The sequence below is a fragment of the Paenibacillus sp. JNU01 genome, from assembly GCF_059130585.1.
In genome coordinates this window covers 3861709-3881123 of the sequence record NZ_CP169723.1, presented here as the reverse complement: position 1 = coordinate 3881123, position 19415 = coordinate 3861709, and the positions used below count along the sequence as shown (strand labels likewise).

Annotated in this window: 18 protein-coding genes; 15 read left to right on the top strand and 3 right to left on the bottom strand. The window is 46.3% G+C overall.

The genetic code is table 11. The annotated features are described in order from the left end of the window. Positions 1-19: 19 nt before the first annotated feature. From NLBNIHML_RS16850 to NLBNIHML_RS16825, 6 genes are all read left to right on the top strand, one after another. Positions 20-892 (top strand): AraC family transcriptional regulator, encoded by an 873-nt coding sequence (locus NLBNIHML_RS16850; protein WP_494352381.1) that lies wholly within the window; start codon positions 20-22, stop codon positions 890-892. A gap of 340 nt (positions 893-1232) precedes the next feature. After that, on the top strand, positions 1233-2858 hold the full coding sequence (locus NLBNIHML_RS16845) for a rhamnogalacturonan lyase B N-terminal domain-containing protein (RefSeq protein ID WP_494352380.1): 1626 nt from the start codon (positions 1233-1235) through the stop codon (positions 2856-2858). A gap of 214 nt (positions 2859-3072) precedes the next feature. Beyond that, positions 3073-4050: an SMI1/KNR4 family protein gene (locus tag NLBNIHML_RS16840; RefSeq protein ID WP_494352379.1), complete on the top strand. Its 978-nt coding sequence runs from the start codon at positions 3073-3075 to the stop codon at positions 4048-4050. A 341-nt stretch (positions 4051-4391) separates the two neighbouring features. Further along, positions 4392-5126, top strand: coding sequence for an SDR family NAD(P)-dependent oxidoreductase (locus NLBNIHML_RS16835; RefSeq protein WP_339238801.1), 735 nt, complete (start codon positions 4392-4394; stop codon positions 5124-5126). Positions 5127-5192: 66 nt separating this feature from the next. Then, positions 5193-5612, top strand: coding sequence for a MarR family winged helix-turn-helix transcriptional regulator (locus NLBNIHML_RS16830; protein ID WP_339238800.1), 420 nt, complete (start codon positions 5193-5195; stop codon positions 5610-5612). A 31-nt stretch (positions 5613-5643) separates the two neighbouring features. Continuing rightward, positions 5644-6018: a winged helix-turn-helix transcriptional regulator gene (locus NLBNIHML_RS16825; protein WP_494352378.1), complete on the top strand. Its 375-nt coding sequence runs from the start codon at positions 5644-5646 to the stop codon at positions 6016-6018. Between the two features lie 60 nt (positions 6019-6078). On the opposite strand, the gene NLBNIHML_RS16820 is transcribed toward NLBNIHML_RS16825, so the two are convergent. Next, the gene (locus tag NLBNIHML_RS16820) at positions 6079-7149 is read right to left on the bottom strand and encodes an SDR family oxidoreductase (RefSeq protein WP_494352377.1); all 1071 of its coding nucleotides are present in this window, start codon (positions 7147-7149) and stop codon (positions 6079-6081) included. A 257-nt stretch (positions 7150-7406) separates the two neighbouring features. Continuing rightward, a complete protein-coding gene (locus tag NLBNIHML_RS16815) occupies positions 7407-7904 on the bottom strand; it encodes a DinB family protein (protein ID WP_494352376.1) in 498 nt (165 codons plus the stop codon). 171 nt (positions 7905-8075) lie between these two features. Here NLBNIHML_RS16815 and NLBNIHML_RS16810 point away from each other — a divergent pair, with 171 nt between their 5' ends. From NLBNIHML_RS16810 to NLBNIHML_RS16780, 7 genes are all read left to right on the top strand, one after another. Next, positions 8076-9239, top strand: coding sequence for a response regulator (locus NLBNIHML_RS16810; RefSeq protein ID WP_339238796.1), 1164 nt, complete (start codon positions 8076-8078; stop codon positions 9237-9239). Then, on the top strand, positions 9236-12379 hold the full coding sequence (locus NLBNIHML_RS16805; protein ID WP_494352375.1) for a hybrid sensor histidine kinase/response regulator: 3144 nt from the start codon (positions 9236-9238) through the stop codon (positions 12377-12379). Before NLBNIHML_RS16810 ends, NLBNIHML_RS16805 begins: the two co-directional genes overlap by 4 nt. A 168-nt stretch (positions 12380-12547) precedes the next feature. Further along, positions 12548-13867, top strand: coding sequence for an ATP-binding protein (locus tag NLBNIHML_RS16800; RefSeq protein WP_494352374.1), 1320 nt, complete (start codon positions 12548-12550; stop codon positions 13865-13867). Further along, positions 13839-14732, top strand: a complete 894-nt coding sequence (locus NLBNIHML_RS16795; protein WP_494352373.1) for a response regulator — start codon at positions 13839-13841, stop codon at positions 14730-14732. The genes NLBNIHML_RS16800 and NLBNIHML_RS16795 overlap by 29 nt, the downstream gene beginning before the upstream one ends. Positions 14733-15046: 314 nt before the next feature. Then, on the top strand, positions 15047-15844 hold the full coding sequence (locus NLBNIHML_RS16790; protein WP_494352372.1) for a transporter substrate-binding domain-containing protein: 798 nt from the start codon (positions 15047-15049) through the stop codon (positions 15842-15844). A gap of 17 nt (positions 15845-15861) precedes the next feature. After that, on the top strand, positions 15862-16518 hold the full coding sequence (locus tag NLBNIHML_RS16785) for an amino acid ABC transporter permease (protein ID WP_494352371.1): 657 nt from the start codon (positions 15862-15864) through the stop codon (positions 16516-16518). Continuing rightward, positions 16515-17237 carry an amino acid ABC transporter ATP-binding protein gene (locus NLBNIHML_RS16780; RefSeq protein ID WP_339238791.1) on the top strand — a complete coding sequence of 241 codons (723 nt, stop codon included), beginning with the start codon at positions 16515-16517 and terminating at the stop codon, positions 17235-17237. The genes NLBNIHML_RS16785 and NLBNIHML_RS16780 overlap by 4 nt, the downstream gene beginning before the upstream one ends. 98 nt (positions 17238-17335) lie before the next feature. Here NLBNIHML_RS16780 and NLBNIHML_RS16775 read toward each other — a convergent pair whose 3' ends face one another. Next, positions 17336-17953 carry an NUDIX hydrolase gene (locus NLBNIHML_RS16775; protein ID WP_494352370.1) on the bottom strand — a complete coding sequence of 206 codons (618 nt, stop codon included), beginning with the start codon at positions 17951-17953 and terminating at the stop codon, positions 17336-17338. A gap of 111 nt (positions 17954-18064) precedes the next feature. On the opposite strand from NLBNIHML_RS16775, the gene NLBNIHML_RS16770 reads away from it, so the two are divergent. Further along, the gene (locus tag NLBNIHML_RS16770; RefSeq protein WP_494352369.1) at positions 18065-18175 is read left to right on the top strand and encodes a hypothetical protein; all 111 of its coding nucleotides are present in this window, start codon (positions 18065-18067) and stop codon (positions 18173-18175) included. Beyond that, positions 18175-19299, top strand: coding sequence for an SGNH/GDSL hydrolase family protein (locus NLBNIHML_RS16765; RefSeq protein WP_494352368.1), 1125 nt, complete (start codon positions 18175-18177; stop codon positions 19297-19299). The genes NLBNIHML_RS16770 and NLBNIHML_RS16765 overlap by 1 nt, the downstream gene beginning before the upstream one ends. The last annotated feature ends 116 nt before the right edge of the window (positions 19300-19415 follow it).

Here is a 19415-nt window from a genome sequence, read left to right as displayed (position 1 = left end):
TTAACGTGGGAGGGATGATATGGATACGCTGAGGCGGTTAAATGAAGCCTTGAATTACATGGAAGAACATCTGACGGACGCCCTGAATATGAAGGAGATTTCCCGAATTGCCTGCTGCTCGGAGTATCATTTTAAACGTATGTTCTCTTTTCTAAGTGGTGTAACGCTCTCGGAATATATTCGACGTCGCCGCTTGACGCTAGCGGCCATGGAGCTAAGTCAAAGTGACAGCAAAATTATTGATATTGCGCTGAAATACGGGTATACATCGCCCGATTCTTTCACTAGGGCATTTCAAAGCTTGCATGGCACTACGCCCTCCGAAGCGCGGAACCATGGCCCATCTCTTAAAGCCTTCCCGCGGATGACATTTCAACTGACCATTCAAGGAGGAAACGAAATGAACTACCGTATTGAAGACAAAGAGGCTTTTCGAATCGTGGGTATTCGTAAAAGGGTGCCGATCGTATTCAATGGGGTGAATCCGGAGATCGCTGCGATGTACCAGCAGCTTACACCGGATTTAATTGATACAATTAAGGGGGCATCGAACGTCCAGCCTCTGGGCTTAATTAGTGCTTCTGCCCATTTCAGTGAGGGGCGTATGACGGAACAGGGAGAACTGGATCATTACATTGGCGCAGCTACGACCAAAGAAACGCCTGAAGGTCTGACACAGCTTGAGGTTCCTGCTTCGACGTGGGCCGTATTTACGGTCGTGGGTCCTTTCCCTGACACGCTTCAGGAGGTCTGGGGCCGGATCTACGCAGAGTGGTTTCCTTCATCGGACTATGAGCTGAGTGAGGGTCCTGAAATGTTATGGAATGAGCACAAGGATGTTACTGTTGAGCAATATAAAAGCGAGATTTGGATACCTGTTCGGAAGAGATGATATCTTCTCTAGATGGGTATCCGCGAACGCAGCTTTTGAAGCTGCGTTTTTCGTTTTCAGAATTACTAACGGATCAATTCGTCGTTTTCATTGCGATTATATGTAATATAATGGTATTATTTTATTGAAATTGTAAGATTTCTTTTATTCAGCAATGTGTTTTAAGAAGGGGGCGAGCTTAAATTGAAATGAAGTGGTGACCTATACGCAAGCGGATATAACATTCCATGGATTATGGACATGCCCACATATGCAGACATATCGATATGAGACGGAATTAAGTTGTTATACACCATATTGTAAGCGCTTCACAAATTGATCTGACAGGAGGAGTATTTGCGTGACTCAACGTTTCATTAAAAAGGGAATAGGTATGCTTTTACTCATCGTCATGTTTTCCACGATTCTGGTTTTCCCTGCCTCCACCAGCCATGCAGCCACCATCCAAGTCACAGACAACGGCTCCAGAATTGAAGTGAACACCGGTTCGGGATTAGTCTATGTAGTGAACAAAACGAATGGTGATATCATATCGGCCAAAATGAACGGCACGGAGCTGAACAGCAATAGGGGATCACATATTGGCTCGGGGTTGGGATCTTCAGCAAATGTAACGTGGAATAAGTCACCTTCGGGTTCAACGGTGTTAATTACCGTTTCCACCAACACATTGACTCACTATTATGCTTCGCGTGGTGGCGAGAACATCATATACATGGCAACGCATATCACGGCTCAACCTTCGATTGGAGAGTTACGGTACATTTTCCGCGGTAATGGGAGTGTGTTGACAGGTGTTCCGGCGAATTCTAACAATAGGGGTAACACTGGAGCAATTGAAAGTCAGGATGTGTTCGGGTTTGCCAATGGACAGTCTGCCTCCAAATATTATGGTAATGATCAGGCCAAAGACTTATCCGTTCGTGGAGTGACGGGTAATGGCGTTGGTGTATTTATGGCCTACGGCAATCGGGAAAAAAGCTCTGGCGGCCCATTCTTCCGTGACATCCAGTTCCAAAGTGGAACGGAGACGGAAGTCTATAATTATATGAACTCGGGCCATGCACAAACGGAAAATTGGCGCCTGGGTCTGCACGGACCATACGCTCTGATCTTCACCACAGGGGGGACGCCAAGTGTACCTGATTTCAGTTGGATGTCTGGTCTGAATCTGCAGGGCTGGGTATCCAGTCGGGGGAACGTGGTGCTTAATGGTCTCTCCGGGATGGATACGGGGTACGCGTACACGATTGGGTTCGCCAATAGCAATGCTCAGTATTGGGTGGGTACCTCTTCAAGTGGGGCAGCCGCCAAATATAGCATGATTCCAGGGACATACACCATGACAGCCTATAAGGGAGAACTGGCGGTATATACAGAAACGGTTAATGTCACGGCAGGCCAAACGACGACGCTGAATACCCGTACGATCAACAATGATCCGAGTCAAGCCTCCAGCATCTGGCGAATCGGTAACTGGGATGGTACACCACGGGAGTTCTTGAATGGACAGACCATTCCGATCCGTCACCCGTCCGATAGTCGTAATCCAAGCTGGGGGCCTGTCACCTATGCTACGGGCAGCGCGACCAATCGATTCCCGGCCATCCAATTCCGTGGTCAGAATTCACCAACCACAATAACGTTTAACTTGAATGCATCTCAAGCGGCATCTTCCCATATGCTCAACATCGGGATTACCGCAGCCTACAATAATGGCAGACCTAGCGTAACGGTTAATGGACATGCATTAACCAACCCTGCCGCGTCTTCACAGCCCAATTCTCGTAGCTTCACGATTGGTACCTACCGTGGCAACAACACAACGTTTAGCTGGAATGTCCCAGCATCTTACTTCGTGAATGGTTCCAATACGATCACCATTACACCGATCAGTGGTTCCAGTGATTTGGGGAACTGGTTAAGTGCAGGATGGGTTTACGATTGTGTGGAGTTGCTGAATTGAGTTAAGAATTCAATGTAATGGAGCGGAATATAGGAGGTAGCCTGCCTGGTTTTCTTAACTGGGTCCAGGTTACCTTTTTATTCTTTGCACTGCGAATGAGTAGAAATTGATTCGTGACAGGCTCAAGGATCTGGCTTGGCTGGAGAAGGTGATCTGAATAGTGGTATAATTTTCAATACGTAATCATGAGTGAATGAACGGGGAGGCCAAAGGAATGAGAGACGATCTGTTGGTTCAATTGCAAGAGTGGCATGAAGAAGATGAATTTCAGGAAATTGTAGATGCAATTCAAGCGATTCCTGTGGAAGAAAGGGATTATGAGCTGGTTAACCATCTGGGCCGAGCGCTGAATAACCTGGAACGGTACGATGAAGCGGTTGAACAATTCCTGACGGTTGCTGAAGAGGGCACAGGTGACCCACTCTGGCATTACCGCATTGGACTTGCTTATTACTATCTGGAGCAGTATGCGCATGCACAGCAGGCGTTCGAAAGAGCGGATGAATTGGAGCCTGAGGATGAAGATACGCTGGAGTTTCTGGAATGGATTCGAAGCAAAATGGAGGAGGAGCCCTCAGAGGAACTCTTAGAGGAATCCGTAGATGAATTGGTGGATACCGTCCCATCTGTTACTGAAATCTCATATGAACCTGTTAGTGTTAGCCATCTGGAACCAACAGGTTTTTGGAATGACAGTGCTGAAGCCGTGGATCAATATGTGTTGGCCCCACCTACCGATGGACAGATCGAGTCAATGGAGGAGCAGTTGGTGTTCAAGCTGCCAACATCCTATATAAACATGATGAAATTACATAATGGTGGTGTTCCCCACTATCGGTATTATCCTGTTAGCCAAGCAGAGGCTGCCAAGAAAATTCGCGTTGAGGTCAAGGGAATACTGGGTATTGGACGTGAGAAAGCACATTCGTTAGGTGGTCAATCGGGTAGCCGGTACATCATCGAGCAGGGAGGGTACCCCGAGATTGGTGTTGTGTTATGTGAGTGCCCTTCCGATTCGGAGATCGTGATGCTGGATTATCGTGAATCCGGCAATGCTGGTGAGCCCGAGGTTGTTCATGTGGATAAAAATGAAAACTACAAGATCACTTGGCTTGCGCCCAATTTTGAGACCTTTATTCAAGGTCTGGTGAATGAAGAAAATCACCCTGCAAACCTTCAAGGTGTACTGTAAGGAAGAGCTGGAGTTCCTCTTTATACAAATCGTTGAAATTGAAAAGGCTGCACCCTAGCGAAGGGAGCAGTCTTTTTGCTGTCAGGTTGGTGGTATACACGGCGATGTTGCCGAGCTATCCATATGTCAAAGAATGAAAATAGATGAATGAGATCTGTTATACAAATCCAAAATAAGGATATACGGGTATGCTCGTTGCATAAAGGAAGTGACTCTGATAATATTTAGACATAAAATATTTAGACATCTAAATATAATAAGTCTAAATAGCTTGGTTTCTTCACATAAGGAGCTTAAACATCATCGTAAGCATGAATGACAATACGTTAGGAGTGATCCACATGGGAAAATTAGATCATAAAGTAGCTATTATTACTGGCGGTGCCTCGGGAATCGGAGAGGGCATGGTAGATCTTTTTGCGCAGGAAGGCGCCATCGTCATTGCAGCAGATATTAATGAGGAAGCACTGGAGAGAGTAAGCCAAAAAGAGAATGTGTACGGAATGAAGTTGAATGTATCTTCGGATGAAGATTGGCAGGCACTGGCGAAAGTAGTGAATGAACGATTTGGGAAAATTGACATTCTGGTCAACAATGCAGGCATTTCTTCAGAGAAGCCTTTTGAGGAAATCAATGCACAGGATTGGGAGAAAATGCTCTCCATTAACGGTTACGGCCCATTCGCTGGCATGAAACATGTCACTCCCTATATGGCAGCCCAGAAAAAAGGTTCCATCGTCAATATCTCATCATACACGGCCATGATTGGACAAGGCTTTAACCATTACTCGGCATCCAAAGGCGCGGTACGTGCATTATCCAAAGCCGCTGCGACCACCTTTGGTCGTCAAGGCATTCGGGTGAATGCACTTTTTCCTGGGATCATTGAGACACCAATGACCCAATCCTTGAACACATCGAAAGAACTGCTTGAACGGTTAATTCAGGCAACGCCTTTGCAGCGTCTGGGCCAGGCTATCGATATTGCCAAAGCCGCGTTGTTCCTGGCGTCGGATGATTCTTCGTACATTACAGGATCTGAACTGGTGATCGATGGTGGCTACTCAGCCCAATAGCGTGTAAAATGATGACAGCCCTTAAGTTAAATGAGGGCTGTTGTTTTATTTTTCAAGGAGGATCTAATGGAAGAACAGAACATTTTTGAGCTTATACACAATATGGATAATTTCACCAACAAGTTGATTATACAATGGAACAAAGCATTTAATGAGGACCTTGGTGTCTCTCATGTGCTTGTACTCAGTCATCTCCATCAGAATGGAAAAAGCCGACCTTCGGATATTGCAAAAAAATTAGGATTCACGCCGCCTACACTCAGTTATTTATCGGACAAGATGGTAGCCAAGGAACTAGTCGTTAGAATGGTTGATGAAGCGGACCGTCGCATTATTTATTTGAACATTACGGATAAAGGGACCGAAGTCCTCGGAAGAGCAATCTTGGAGGGCCAGCAGCTGCGTAAGAATTTATTCCAGAAATTAAACGAAGAGGATCGAGCGCAACTAGTCCGTATTTTTGAGAAGATGAATCGGGAAGATTAAGCAATAGACTCGAAGGGAGACCGAAGGTGATATGGAGGAACCGCTCAAAGTATATAACACCGCAGTTGAAGCTTTTCTTGAAGTGATCGGGGGAAAGTGGAAGCCCGTTATTCTATTCCATCTTACCTTTGGCAAGAAACGTAATGGTGAACTGATGAAACTGATCCCTTCGATCACCCAGAAAGTGTTGACTCAGCAACTTGGTGAATTAACGGAGGCGGGGGTCATTGTCCGAATTTCTCATCACCAGGTCCCGCCTAAAGTGGAGTATGAGTTAACAGCGTATGGGTGGACTCTTAAAGAGATTCTTCATCTGATGTGTAGGTGGGGCGATATACACGTGGAGAATGTTTATGGTGATCGAGGAAAAATTCTGTTTAAGCCACCAACGACTACGGAGGGTTGAGTGACTGCTATAAGCCGATTCTGGAATTCAGGAATCGGCTTATTCTGCATTTTATTTACGTTACGGAAGGATCTTGCGATCACGTAGATTTCTGAAAATATCCATAAACATAGCCTCAGTGTCAATGAAATCATGAAATCCGAAGCGGCGAGCCTTGGAACCATCTGCGAAGAAATCGTAATCCCACGAGAAGACAAAGTCACCAAATGCCCAGGAAGAGACATCATCATAAGGGGTGTTCACCAAACCATACTTTTCAATCATGGACTTCCATAGATCTTCTTTATCTGCCATCACAGTTGCAAGTGAGAGGGTGAGTGGAGGTGCGGTTTCCATTTCAAAAAAAGCAGCGATTCGGGGCCAAAGCTCATTCCAGCGAAACAGATCGCCATTGGTGATATTAAATGCCTGATTGGCACATCGCGGATCGGTTGCTGCCCATACGGTTGCATGAGCGAGCAATGTGGCATCCGTCATTTCAAGCAGCGAATGATACGCTCCTGGTTTTCCAGGGAATCGAAGTGGCAAGCCAAGTTCCTTGGAGATAGCCGCATATACGCCAATAACCATGGCAAGATTCATTGGATTACCCAGGGCAAATCCACACACCACAGACGGGCGAAGGGCTGACCAGGTCCAGCTGTTTCCGGGTTGCCGTTCCTCGAGAAACTGCTGCTGATTGACGTTGAATTCGGGGGGCATATGATGTGCATCCGTTTCTTTGGCAGGTGTTTTGAATGGGCCCAGATGCGCACCGTATACTTTATAACCTTGCATTAGGCTAATATGTTGCAGATTTGGAGCGATCGGTTCAATCGTATTCACCACATTGACGAGCATGGCCAAGTTGGGCTGTACCAATTCGGCCCAGGTTGGGCGATCCTGATACGCGGCGTAGAAAATATGCGTAACGGTCGTTAAATGACTTAGTTTGTCTTGTGTGTCTGCTTCATTCAGTAAATCAGCTGATATATAACGTAATCTGGGGGCATCTTCCCCTCCGCGGCGAGATACACCAATGACATTCCACTCGGGAAGTGTCATCAGATAATCAATAAGGTTTCTTCCAATGACGCCTCCAGCACCGATAACAAGGGCAGTGTAGCGGATAACAGATGGTTCGGTTTGCAATGGACATGCTCCTCTCTTCTTCTGTTCATATTGTGGGCCAGAAAAAGAAGGGTGAGAAGTACGCACCTCAAAGTCATATACGTACTTTGAAGTAATATATGAGCCTGGAGCAGGATACGAGCGTTATAACCTGTACGTTCAATGGGTGTTACTTGTAACTTGCCTCTAACGACAAGAAGCTGTAAAAGGAACAATCGCTCCTTTCACAGCTTAGATGTGTCTGTATATTCGTTCACTAGATCTGATGCAATTATGGTTTACGCCGGATATCCGCCACCTGGAGGCGGCCACGCACCGTAGAAGCGACGTAGCAGAACAATCTCCCCTAGATGGTACGAGTTATGGGAGGCGATATTGCGCAGAAGTCCTGCTTTGGTTTCCCCCGGGAAATAAAGTAGTGGCTCATCTAATTGTGCTGTTTCTGCAATGGTTACCGCTTGATCAACCCCATCCAGGAATGCCTGAATATCTGCCTTCCAGGTTGCTTCGTCCTGAGGGCCTTTCTCCTCAGGCCAGCTCTCACTCGCGTTAGCAGGGGGCTGTGGCTTGCGTCCTTCCAAGTGTTCGAGCATGAATTGCTGCCAATAATGCATATGTTTCACCAACTGATAGATCGTATATGGCATGGCTTCGTGCGTTCGAGCAGCAAGTGTGACATCGATATCGGGTAGAGCACGGGCGATGCGGATATGACCGCGTTCCCCCACTAATGATTTAACAAGGGCTTGCCCGAAGCTTTGATTCGCATCTGACATATGAAACCTTCCTTTCTTCCAGACCGGATTGTTAACCTGTCTTCTATTTAATATTATACAATTAAATTGCTAGAAATTGAAATTGGGAAATGAGAACCATAATACTTAAAATGCCTATGATATAATAGTGAAAATAAATCTCAAGACCTCAGGGTCGAGGAGGAAGCTCCTGTGAAAGTGATATTGGTTGACGACGAACGTCTAGCGTTGATAGGCCTTCAAAAATCACTAGAAAAAGAAGTAAGCGACATCGAAATTATTGCTACATATATGAATCCAACAGAGGCTATCGCAGGCATTGTGGAGCACAGACCTGATGTTGTATTTCTGGATATCCATATGCCAGAGATGGATGGGATGGATCTGGGTAGACAGATTCAGGCGGTATCATCCGGCACCGAGATTATATTTGTAACCAGTTACGATCAATATGCGGTACATGCTTTCGAACTTCAGGCCTTGGACTATGTCATGAAGCCTATCCAAAAAGATCGATTGAAGCAGACGGTGAGTCGTGTAAGAGAGAAACTGAGTGTAAAACGCGAGCAACGTTCAAAGGATACAAACGTACCTTTGATTTGCTGTTTTAATCAGATTCAGTTTAAGCTTCCAGGCAAGGATATTCAGGTTGCCAAATGGCGCACAAGCAAGGCGCAGGAGCTGTTTGCATACCTGCTTCACCATCGGAACCAGGTTATTCATCGCAGTGTTCTGCTGGAGCTTCTGTGGCCGGGAATGGAAGAGGAGAAGACGGCACACCAACTCTACACTACGATGTACCATGTCCGCCAAACCCTGAAAACTTGCAATATGGATATGATTAAGATTCAAAGTGGACACCTGGAGGCAGGTTATCGACTTGAATTGGGTGAGGCTCAGTTGGATAGTGAGCAGTGGGAACGGGAAATCAGGCAATGGAAGGCCGTAGACGCAAGTACCGTTCATGCCTATGAGCAAGCGCTTCATCTATATAAGGGTACCTATCTTGGTAATTATGAATACATGTGGGCTGAACCTGAGCGGGAAAGATTACGCTATCTGTGGCTGTATCATATGAGACAACTAAGTCTGTATTACCAGCAGCATGGACTGACGGATAAAGTGATTGAGAGTACACGACGTATCCAGCATATGCTTCCGGATGAAGAAGAAAGTTATTTTATTCTAATGAAGTTATATGATGAAATGCACAACGATCTCGGTGTGGAGGAGCAGTATCGTCTCTTAACTACCAGAATGGAGCAAGATTTGGAGATACCGATTAGTGAAGAGGTCCGCGAATGGTACAGGGACTGGAAGCTGGGACTGATCAAGTCAGGACAGCGTATCCAATGAAGTTACGACAACCAAAGTCCGCAAGTCGTTTCAAATATGTTCTGATCCTGTCGATTATTTTAGTGGCATTGGTTGGCATGCGTTGGGTCTGGTCGCAGTTCTTCCCTGCCTTGGATGAGCATCACGCTGTGAATGGTGTACTTGACTTACGAGGTGTTGATCTGGAGCGCACGCCGATCATGTATCTGAATGGAGAATGGGAACTATATTCGAATGAATTACTTACCAGTAAGGATATTTCAGGTAGGGGAGGAGCTGCGGCAGGCGTAGTTCAAGTTCCGGGCAATTGGGAGAATGCCGAGAATAATCGGGGTCTGGAGAGTGCAATTGGCTATGCCACATACCGATTACGCATTTTGACGGATCCCCTCCAAACACCTGTGGCCTTCTGGTTCAAAAACATTCGAAGTTCATCCGAGATTGAACTCAATGGGGATATCACAGGTGGAATGGGGAGGATATCGGAGGATGCAGATACATATGTACCGAGAAGTAACTCGTATACGGCGACCTATGAACATGATGGAACCACCGAGATCGAATTACTCATTCGTGTAGCCAATTATGATAGCCCGTACATAGGAGGGATCGGTAAACCCGTTCGCTTCGGTTCCCAGGCGGCGGTTGATTACGCACGTTGGTATTCCATTGGTTTTCAACTGGCCATTTTTCTCGTTCTACTCCTTCATGGCATGTATGCCTGTATTCTATTTGTGTTCAATCCCCAGGAGCGGGCCTTACTTGTTGCAGCTATATTAACCTTAGCTGTTGGCATCGTGGTTATGGCTGGTCATGATAACATTCTGATGTTATGGCTTCCTATTAACTATACGTGGGGGATCAAGCTTCGTCTGATTGGTCTGCTGCTGCAAAATGCCTGTATTCTGCTGTTGTTCCAGAGATTGACCGTGGTACATATCTCAACAAAGATCCTTCAATTAGGCATTGTCACGACATTGGCTTATATTGCTGTTATTTTGGCTGTGCCCATTCACGTTGTCTATGCCATGGTTCATTACGCTTTTATCGACTTATTCTTTCTCGTCTCTTCTCTCTGGTTCCTGTACATTGTAGGTGTCATGCTCTTTAGGAAACAGGCTGATCGGGATATGGTCTTTCTACTCCTGACAGCCGGAGGCATCATATCCAATATGTTGTGGAGTACAAGTGAGACATCGAAAGATGTGACAACAGTCTATTATCCCATTGACATCATCTTTGCCATTACCGGCTTCTCCGCCTATTGGTTCAAGAAATACTTCAGAAATGCCAAGGAGAACATCAAGCTGAATAAAGAACTGCAGAAGGGTGACAAAATTAAAGATCAGTTCTTGGCGAATACATCACATGAACTGAGGACTCCGCTGCACGGGATCATTAACATCGCTCACAATGTAGTCACCCGAGAGAAGGACAAGTTGGATGGACGGAGCCTGGAGGATATGGAACTGCTGATTACGATCGGTCGGCGAATGTCCCATCTCCTCGGTGATCTACTGGATGTAGTCCGGCTGAAGGAACATCGTATTGTGTTACGTCAGGCCCCTCTTTCCATACAGTCGGTTGTGCCAGGTATTATCGCCATGCTTCAATTCATGGCAGAACGCAAACCGGTCCACCTTCATATGAAGATTCCGGAATCGTTCCCGCCGGTCATGGCTGATGAAGAAAGGCTCGTTCAGATTTTGTATAATCTGCTGCATAACGCGCTTAAACATACCGAGGAAGGAACGATATCGGTGAGTGCCGAAATTCGTGAAGGACAGGCTCTGATTCATGTGACGGATACCGGCATTGGCATGGATGAGGACACGCGGATGCGTATTTTCCTTCCGTATGAACAAGGGTCATATGGAATAAGCGATGGACAAGGCATCGGGCTTGGACTGAACATTTGTAAAGAGCTCGTTGAATTGCACGGCGGGGCACTAACGGTTCACTCGGAACTCGGAAAGGGTTCGATATTCAGCTTTGACCTGTCGCTCGCGAATGAAACCACCCATCAGACTCAGTCACAGCTTCCTCCGATATGGGAACAGGCCGCGGAGATGATGCAAGATGCACCTAGCGGATTCCTGTTACCCCGCTCAGGTATGGGGGACGAAGAAGTCATGGCGACAGCAGAAATGGCTCCGTTGTTAAAAGAGGGGAAAGCCACCATTCTGGCTGTAGATGATGATCCGGTGAATCTGGATGTGCTGGTCAGCATTCTTTCAAATGAACCCTACACGATAACTACAGCCCGGTCGGGCCAGGAAGCGATGGAACTGCTGGGCACACGCCAGTGGGATCTGCTCATAACGGATGTGATGATGCCCCATATGTCCGGATATGAATTAACCCAGAAGGTGCGGGAACAATTCTCCATGTCAGAGCTTCCGGTGTTGTTGTTAACTGCAAGAAGCCAGCCACCGGATATATATACCGGTTTTGCATCGGGAGCCAATGATTATGTCACGAAGCCTGTAGATGCGCTGGAGCTAAAATATCGGATACGTGCATTGACCATGTTAAATCAGTCCATCCAGGAGCGCTTACGCATGGAGGCTGCTTATTTGCAGGCTCAGATCCAGCCGCATTTCCTGTTCAATACGCTGAATTCACTTATGGTCCTAAGTGATATTGATACAGAGCATATGCGGAAGCTTGGTGAAGCTTTTTCATCCTATTTACGAATTAGCTTCAACTATCTCAATACAGGGGAACTGGTGAAATTATCATACGAGCTGGAACTCGTGGAAGCCTATCTTTTTATTGAGAAAACGCGATTTGAAGATCGATTGTCGGTGGTACTAAACGTAGAGCCGGATCTTCCTCTACTTCTCCCGCCGCTGTCGATTCAGCCCTTGATTGAAAATGCCGTAAGACACGGGTTATTAAGCCGAAATGTGGGTGGGACAGTATGCCTATCCATTACTCGCCATGAGGGTTATACCCGTATTGAGGTGAAGGATAATGGCAAAGGCATGGAACCGGAGAAGGTTGCAGAGCTGCTACATGCTACGCCAGGTGGAAAAGGCGGAATAGGCATTGTGAATACGAACCGCAGATTGTTGCAACGGTATGGTCAGGGATTATCGATCGTGAGTGAGCCGGGTGAGGGGACGATGGTATCCTTTGATATTCCGGACGAAGTATAAGGAAAAGGCCGTAGAAGTGAAAACTTCCGGCCTTTTTGTGTTGCGCTCTTATTCATTCCCTAATTTTAATTATTTCTAATGCATCATTCATATGTTAGTATATTTAACATTAGAAGCGCGGAATCCGGCATTGGGCGCTAAACGTTGTTATAGTGGGTGAAGAGATCGATGCGCAATTGGGTCAAAAACGAGAATGTGCAGATGACGGCCATTGCCTTTGCCACAGCGGTAGGGGCGCAATTCAAGATAAATCCGTTCCGGGAAGATTACTTCCGAATCGGCCTGGGGGTTAGCATCCTTTTATTTCTGCTGATGATTATGCCACATTTGTCTTATGTGAAGACAGGAATCCTGACAGGTATGGCAAGTTTTCTGTTTCAGTCGGCAGATCTCATCAATCATGTACAGACCGTATCCATTCTGGAAAGCATGCGGGACAATCTGGGGGCAGGCGTGTATTATGTAGTCTTTGCTTATGGTCTTAGCAAGCTCAGGCATCGATTCCATGAAATGCAGCCTCTTCTGCTCGGCGGCCTGATTACCTGTATCGACTTTTCCTCTAACCTTGTTGAGCTGCTGCTTCGCGGCATGTTAAGTGGGACCAATATCTTTTATATGAAGGAATGGTTGTATCTGCTTGTGGTGGGCGGTCTGCGAAGTTATTTTATAATTGGGCTGTACAACAGCTTTGCGGTGAGACAGATGCGGCTTTTGCATGCAGAGCAGGAGAAACGGATGGAGCAGATGCTGAGTGTAAACTCAGGTCTGTATGGCGAGGTATTTTACTTGAAAAAAGCAATGAATACGATCGAAGGCATTACGGCAGACAGCTATGATCTATATCGAGATCTTCGAGAGCATGAGATGAACCAATACAGTCAGCGTACGCTGGGCATTGCTCAGCAGATTCATGAAGTGAAGAAGGACTCACAACGGATTCTCGCGGGTCTGCTGAAATTGTATGATAACGAAAAAGCGGTCAACATGAGCTTGTCCGAAGTGCTGAACTTTGCCAGCAAAGCAAACCGAAAATATAGTGAGATGCTGCATAAGCAGGTGGAGATCGACATCGAGCAACAGTATGATTGTGAGTCTCCGTATTACATTCCTCTTCTAACGGTCATGAACAACCTGATTGCCAATGCGGTAGAGGCGATTGAGTACGATGGGAAGGTCCGAATTCATGTGTATGAGCAGGGAGATGACGTGCATTTGGTCGTGATGGATACTGGAAAAGGCGTACCTGAAGCCAAACGGGATGTGATCTTTGAACCGGGCTATACAACGAAGTTCAATGAAGTCGGCATTGCCGCAACAGGCATTGGCTTGTCCCATGTACGTGATATCGTTCAGTCATTGGAGGGATACATTAAGGTAGACTCGGGACTTCCGGAAGGGAAAGGGACTACATTTGCTATAGCTATTCCCAAAATGAATCTAATCAAGGGGGGCGATGTCGATGACACTTTCTATCATGATCGTGGATGATGATGTGGTCAGCCGAAGCATGCTGCATGATATCATTGAATCCTGTGGAATCGGCGAGCTTGCAGGTATGGCAGAGGGCGGCATAGAAGGAGCGCGGATGATCATGGATCTGCGTCCCGATGTGGTGCTGATTGATCTGTTGATGCCGGATCAGGACGGAATTGAGACGGTTGCGAAACTGAAGCACAGCGGGTATACCGGCAAATTCATTATGATCTCTCAGGTGGAGAACAAGGAGATGGTAGGTGCTGCCTACCAGAACGGAATTGAATTCTTCATTCATAAACCGATTAATCGGGTAGAAGTGGAGCATGTGCTCAGCAAAGTGAATGAACAGTGGAAGTATGAACGCTACGTCCTGGAGATCAAGCAGTCAATGGCCCGATTAAATCTGGTGGAGGTGCCAGCCCCTGCCCAAGGTCGTTCGGTGCGAGATGCGGCTAGGAGCATTCTGATGGATCTGGGGATCATCGGAGAAAGTGGCAGCAAGGATATAGTGGCCCTTATGGAATATGTAATTGATCAGAAGCGCGCCGGGGAGTGGCCGCCGCTGAAGGAGTCATACGAAGCAGTGGCCCAGACGTACAAGTCTACGCCCAAAGATGTGGAGAAAGAGAGTAAGGCGATGGAACAACGTATTCGCAGAACGGTAATTGCCGCGTTAACGAACATGGCCTCGATTGGACTCACCGACTATAGCAACCACAAGTTTGAGCATTATGCGCCCCTCTACTTTGACTTTCAGGATGTTCGAGTGAAGATGAGAGCCATGGAAGAAGATCAGGCAGCCGACAAAGGCAAGGTGAATATCAAAAAGTTCCTGCATGTGTTCTATATGGAGACGATTGAAAAGATGAATAACTGAATAACTGAGATATGATATCTCATATCCAAAAGCCGAAATCCCGGAGGTAACACTTCACGGATGTTCGGTTTTTGTATTTTTAACGCTCATTATCGTTATATAACCTTACATAAAATGCTGAAATAAGATCTTTTATTAGCACTTTTTCGCGTTTAACTATCAAAAAAACACTCTATGTTAATTTAATTTTCATAAGTTGTAATTATTTTATGTAGGATCATGTAAGTTCGCGTAGGGAGCAAATTACAATACGTACATAAATACAAATGGTCGATTCGGTCGATCCCAATCTAATTCGGAAAAGGGGTTTTTCTATGAAAAAGGTAGCATCCATTGTAATGGCGTCCGTTCTTACTCTAACACTTAGTGCCTGCGGTGCAGCGAAATCGGGTGAAGAGAATAGTGCCCAGTCGGCAAGTGGTTCAGCTGTTGAGAAATACACATTTGGTACCGATGCAACGTATCCCCCTTTTGAGTTCCAGAAGGACGGCAAATATGTAGGAATCGATATTGACCTCATGAACGCGATTGCGGAAGAAGAGGGCTTTGAGGTAGAGATCAAACCGATGGACTTCAAAGGCATTATTCCAGCGATTACGGCGAATCAACTGGACGGAGCCATTGCTGGCATTAGCATTACCGACGAACGTAAAAAAGTGGTGGACTTCTCGGACCCGTATTATCAGGCTGGTCTGTCCTTAATCGTACATGAAGATAACGCGGACATCCAAAGTCCTCAAGATTTAAAGGGAAAGATTATTGCAATTAAAAAAGGAACCTCAGGTGCCAATCTTGCAGATGAATATGCAAAAACCTATGGGGCAACCGTGAAATATTTTGATGACAGCCCATCGATGTATCAGGAGGTCGCGAACAAAAACGCAGATGCTACACTGGAGGATTTCCCGGTCATTTCCTATAAGATTGCCATTGACCCGAACGCCAAGCTCAAAATCGTTGGAGATCGATTGAACGGTGACTTCTACGGCATTGCTGTTGCCAAAGGTGACACAGAGTTGCAGAAGAAGATTAATGACGGATTGAAGAAATTGCAGGAAAACGGAAAGTACGACGAGATTGTTGGCAAGTACCTGGGAACAGCGGCTAAATAGAAGGGAATGTGGTACGGATGGGCTCCTCCTTGCAAGTCATCATAGACGCTCTACCTCTTCTGTTAGAGGGTACAGTTGTTACGTTGAAACTGGTCGTGATCTCGCTCATCATTGCGATGGTAATTGGATTGATCTCAGGTCTGATGAGTACTTCCTTGAATCGATTGTTGCGGTTGGTAGCTACACTTTACGTGGATATCATCCGTGGTACACCCCTTCTGGTGCAAGTATATTTCATCTACTTCGGGCTGCCTGTATTCCTGGATATGCGCATTCCGGCGATGACCGCGGGTATTATTGCGATTAGTCTGAATGCCGGAGCGTACATCTCGGAGATTTTCCGAGCGGGGATCAATTCGATTAGCAATGGGCAGCATGAAGCAGCGCGATCCCTGGGTTTAACTCGTTTTCAGACGATGCGACTGGTCGTGTTGCCTCAAGCAACCCGGCGCATGATTCCTACCTTTGTGAACCAGTTCATTATTACGATTAAGGATACATCGCTGTTGTCGGCGATCGGTATCGCAGAATTAACGCAGAGCGGGGAGATTATTATTTCCTCCAACTTCCGGGCATTCGAAATTTGGGGTGTGGTAGGCATATTCTATCTGATCATTATTGTGTTATTGTCCCGGGCTTCCCGGTTCATTGAGAGGAGGTATGCAATCCGATGATCACCGTAGAGAATCTGAAAAAGCAGTTTGGTGCCAATGAGGTATTGAAGGATATCTCGACAACGATTCAGGAGAAAGAAGTCGTATGTGTCATCGGGCCTTCCGGGTCTGGTAAAAGTACGTTCTTACGCTGTCTCAATCTGCTGGAGGGTGTGACGTCTGGCAAAGTGACAATCGGCGGTGTCGAGGTCACTTCACCCAAGACGGATATCGATCAGTTGCGAACCAATGTGGGCATGGTGTTTCAACAGTTCAACCTCTTCCCACATCTGACCGTACTGGAGAATATCATGCTCGCGCCGAAGCATATCAAGAAACTGAATAAGGCCGAGAATGAGAAAAAATCAATGGAACTGCTCAGCAAGGTCGGACTATCTCAGAAGAGGGATGCTTACCCCGAGCAGTTGTCTGGTGGACAACAACAGCGTGTAGCCATCGCGCGTGCACTCGCCATGAACCCAAGTGTGATGTTGTTCGATGAACCTACGTCTGCACTGGACCCGGAGATGGTTGGAGAAGTACTGCAAGTGATGAAAGACCTCGCTCACGAGGGGATTACGATGATTGTTGTTACGCATGAGATGGGCTTCGCCCGCGAGGTGGCGGACCGAGTGATCTTTATGGATGGCGGATATATTGTAGAAGAAGGCACGCCTGTAGAGCTTTTTCAGAATACCCAACATGAGCGGACCAAGGCGTTTCTGGGTAAGGTTTTATAGTCTATCAAAGTCAAAGTGATAACCCCTTATGGCAGACCATGTACTATAGACATCAGGAATTGATGGACTAAGGTCGGGAAGCTGAAGGGGTTATTATTTTAATCCAGAATTACTTCTTTATCTGGTTGTTCAAGAAATTCAAACATGATTTTAATTTGTTCCAGCGTATTTCGTTCCAATGATAATTCAGGTAAAGCGTCGATAGCAAAAAAATCAACTGCGCTGGTTTCTACCCCTGTTTCCGCATGCCCTCCTATAATGTCACATCGGATAAACATTTTATATACGTGATATGGCTCAGGTGGGTGTCCGTGGAATTTTTTGTCCAATACGGCTAACAACCGCATCGGTACAACATCAAAACCGGCTTCTTCCTTAATTTCTTTCACAGCTACTTCTGATGGTGATAAGCCGATGTCACTCCATCCCCCGGGTAATGCCCAGGCCCCATCTATTTTCTCTTGAACCAAAAGTACTTTGCCTTCCCTGAAAACAACACCGCGTATATCGACTTTAGGGGTTGCGTAACCTGAATCACTAGCAAATGTAAGTGAGATTTTCTCTTTGCTAACAGAGGTATAGTTGCTTAAGATATCAATACTAATACGTTTCAATTCCTCATAACGCTCAATATCATAAACATCCTTGGCATAGGTTAAACCTGTTTGTGAGATAGCTTGAATCTGTTTGGCCCATTCCAGCCACTTTGTGTCCATGGACTCCTCTTTTCTTCGCATGTCACGAGAGTTAGTTTGGTTAGGAAATACCCCCATTGTATCATAGAAATTACAGTCTATAATTCTTGCTTATTATAGAACTGCGAGATTGTGCAGAAATACGTGAACGATCATGTTAAGCTTGCTATTGTGGGAGATTTCGAAGGGTATAACAGCAAGAACCTGCTTATAATCTGGGTCAAACGTAGGAGGTTTGCATAGTGATATCTAATGAGAATGTGAAGGTAACTGCTCTGCCTGAGATCGGAAATCTCAAGGTGCATGGCAGAACAAACAGAGAGTTGTCGCCGCTGACTTTATTTTGGACGGGAAGTGCGGTTGAACTTAATGTACAGGGCTCCGAACTATGGGTTGAGGTAGAGTCCGAATACGACATGTATGAATCATGGATCAGCATTGTAATCAACGGTGTTCCGGTGAGCAGACAGATGTTAACGGCGGGAAGGTACTGGGTCTGTGTATTCCGGGGCATGAACGCGAATGTGGTGAAGAATGTTCGGATCGTTAAAGATGTTCAAGCGATGAGTGGTGATCCGGGGTGTTCCTTGCAGATTCATGCGGTGAAATCCGATGGAGCGTTCCTGCCTGTGCAGGAAAAACCATACAAGATCGAATTTATCGGTGACAGCATTACATCTGGCGAAGGTGCGATTGGGGCTAAAGCGGAGGAAGATTGGATTCCGATGTGGTTTAGTGCCATACATAACTATACGTATATGACAGCAGAGGCATTGAATGCAGAATATCGGGTCATCTCGCAAAGTGGCTGGGGTGTGCTGACAAGTTGGGATAACAATCCGAAGGGGAACATCCCCGATGTTTACGATCAGGTCTGTGGCCTGCTTACTGGTGAACGTAACGAAGTGTTGGGCGCAGGAGATCCTCATGATTTTGGTTCGTGGCAGCCGGATGTGGTGGTTGTGAACCTGGGTAGCAATGATGGAGGTGCGTTTCAGTCACCTGAGTGGGAAGACCCTGGCACCGGCAAGGTGTACAAGCAGCGGCTAAACGAAGACGGTACGTATCATGAAGAAGATCTGGCTGCTTTTGAGAAAGCGGTAGAAAAGTTCTTGTTCAAGCTTCGGAAAAACAATCCGGCGGCACATCTCGTATGGGCTTATGGCATGCTTGGTTTCCCGATGATGCCTGCCATCTACCGTGCGGTTAATGCGTATACGAAAAAGACAGGAGATCGCAAGGTTACGATTATCCAGCTTCCCGATACAACCGAAGAGACGGTAGGCGCGCGCACCCATCCAGGCGAGTTATCTCATCGTAGGACGGCAGAGGTATTAGCAGAATATGTGCGAGGCATGTTAGGATAGCTTGAAACATGGGAATGAAAAGACCACTCTTTCATGAATTGTACCCCAAGGGTTAGATGTGTCTCGCTTCATGGGGTTCCTTCATCATAAGAATGGTCTTTTTCTTTTCTTCTTAT

Excerpts from the sequence above, each read along its gene's own strand:
- NLBNIHML_RS16850 (WP_494352381.1), top strand. The coding sequence starts at position 20 with ATGGATACGCTGAGGCGGTTAAATGAAGCCTTGAATTACATGGAAGAA.
- NLBNIHML_RS16795 (WP_494352373.1), top strand. The coding sequence starts at position 13,839 with ATGACACTTTCTATCATGATCGTGGATGATGATGTGGTCAGCCGAAGC.
- NLBNIHML_RS16785 (WP_494352371.1), top strand. The coding sequence starts at position 15,862 with ATGGGCTCCTCCTTGCAAGTCATCATAGACGCTCTACCTCTTCTGTTA.
- NLBNIHML_RS16805 (WP_494352375.1), top strand. The coding sequence starts at position 9,236 with ATGAAGTTACGACAACCAAAGTCCGCAAGTCGTTTCAAATATGTTCTG.
- NLBNIHML_RS16790 (WP_494352372.1), top strand. The coding sequence starts at position 15,047 with ATGAAAAAGGTAGCATCCATTGTAATGGCGTCCGTTCTTACTCTAACA.
- NLBNIHML_RS16780 (WP_339238791.1), top strand. The coding sequence starts at position 16,515 with ATGATCACCGTAGAGAATCTGAAAAAGCAGTTTGGTGCCAATGAGGTA.
- NLBNIHML_RS16775 (WP_494352370.1), bottom strand. The coding sequence starts at position 17,953 with ATGGACACAAAGTGGCTGGAATGGGCCAAACAGATTCAAGCTATCTCA.
- NLBNIHML_RS16830 (WP_339238800.1), top strand. The coding sequence starts at position 5,193 with ATGGAAGAACAGAACATTTTTGAGCTTATACACAATATGGATAATTTC.
- NLBNIHML_RS16800 (WP_494352374.1), top strand. The coding sequence starts at position 12,548 with ATGCGCAATTGGGTCAAAAACGAGAATGTGCAGATGACGGCCATTGCC.
- NLBNIHML_RS16815 (WP_494352376.1), bottom strand. The coding sequence starts at position 7,904 with ATGTCAGATGCGAATCAAAGCTTCGGGCAAGCCCTTGTTAAATCATTA.
- NLBNIHML_RS16835 (WP_339238801.1), top strand. The coding sequence starts at position 4,392 with ATGGGAAAATTAGATCATAAAGTAGCTATTATTACTGGCGGTGCCTCG.
- NLBNIHML_RS16825 (WP_494352378.1), top strand. The coding sequence starts at position 5,644 with ATGGAGGAACCGCTCAAAGTATATAACACCGCAGTTGAAGCTTTTCTT.
- NLBNIHML_RS16840 (WP_494352379.1), top strand. The coding sequence starts at position 3,073 with ATGAGAGACGATCTGTTGGTTCAATTGCAAGAGTGGCATGAAGAAGAT.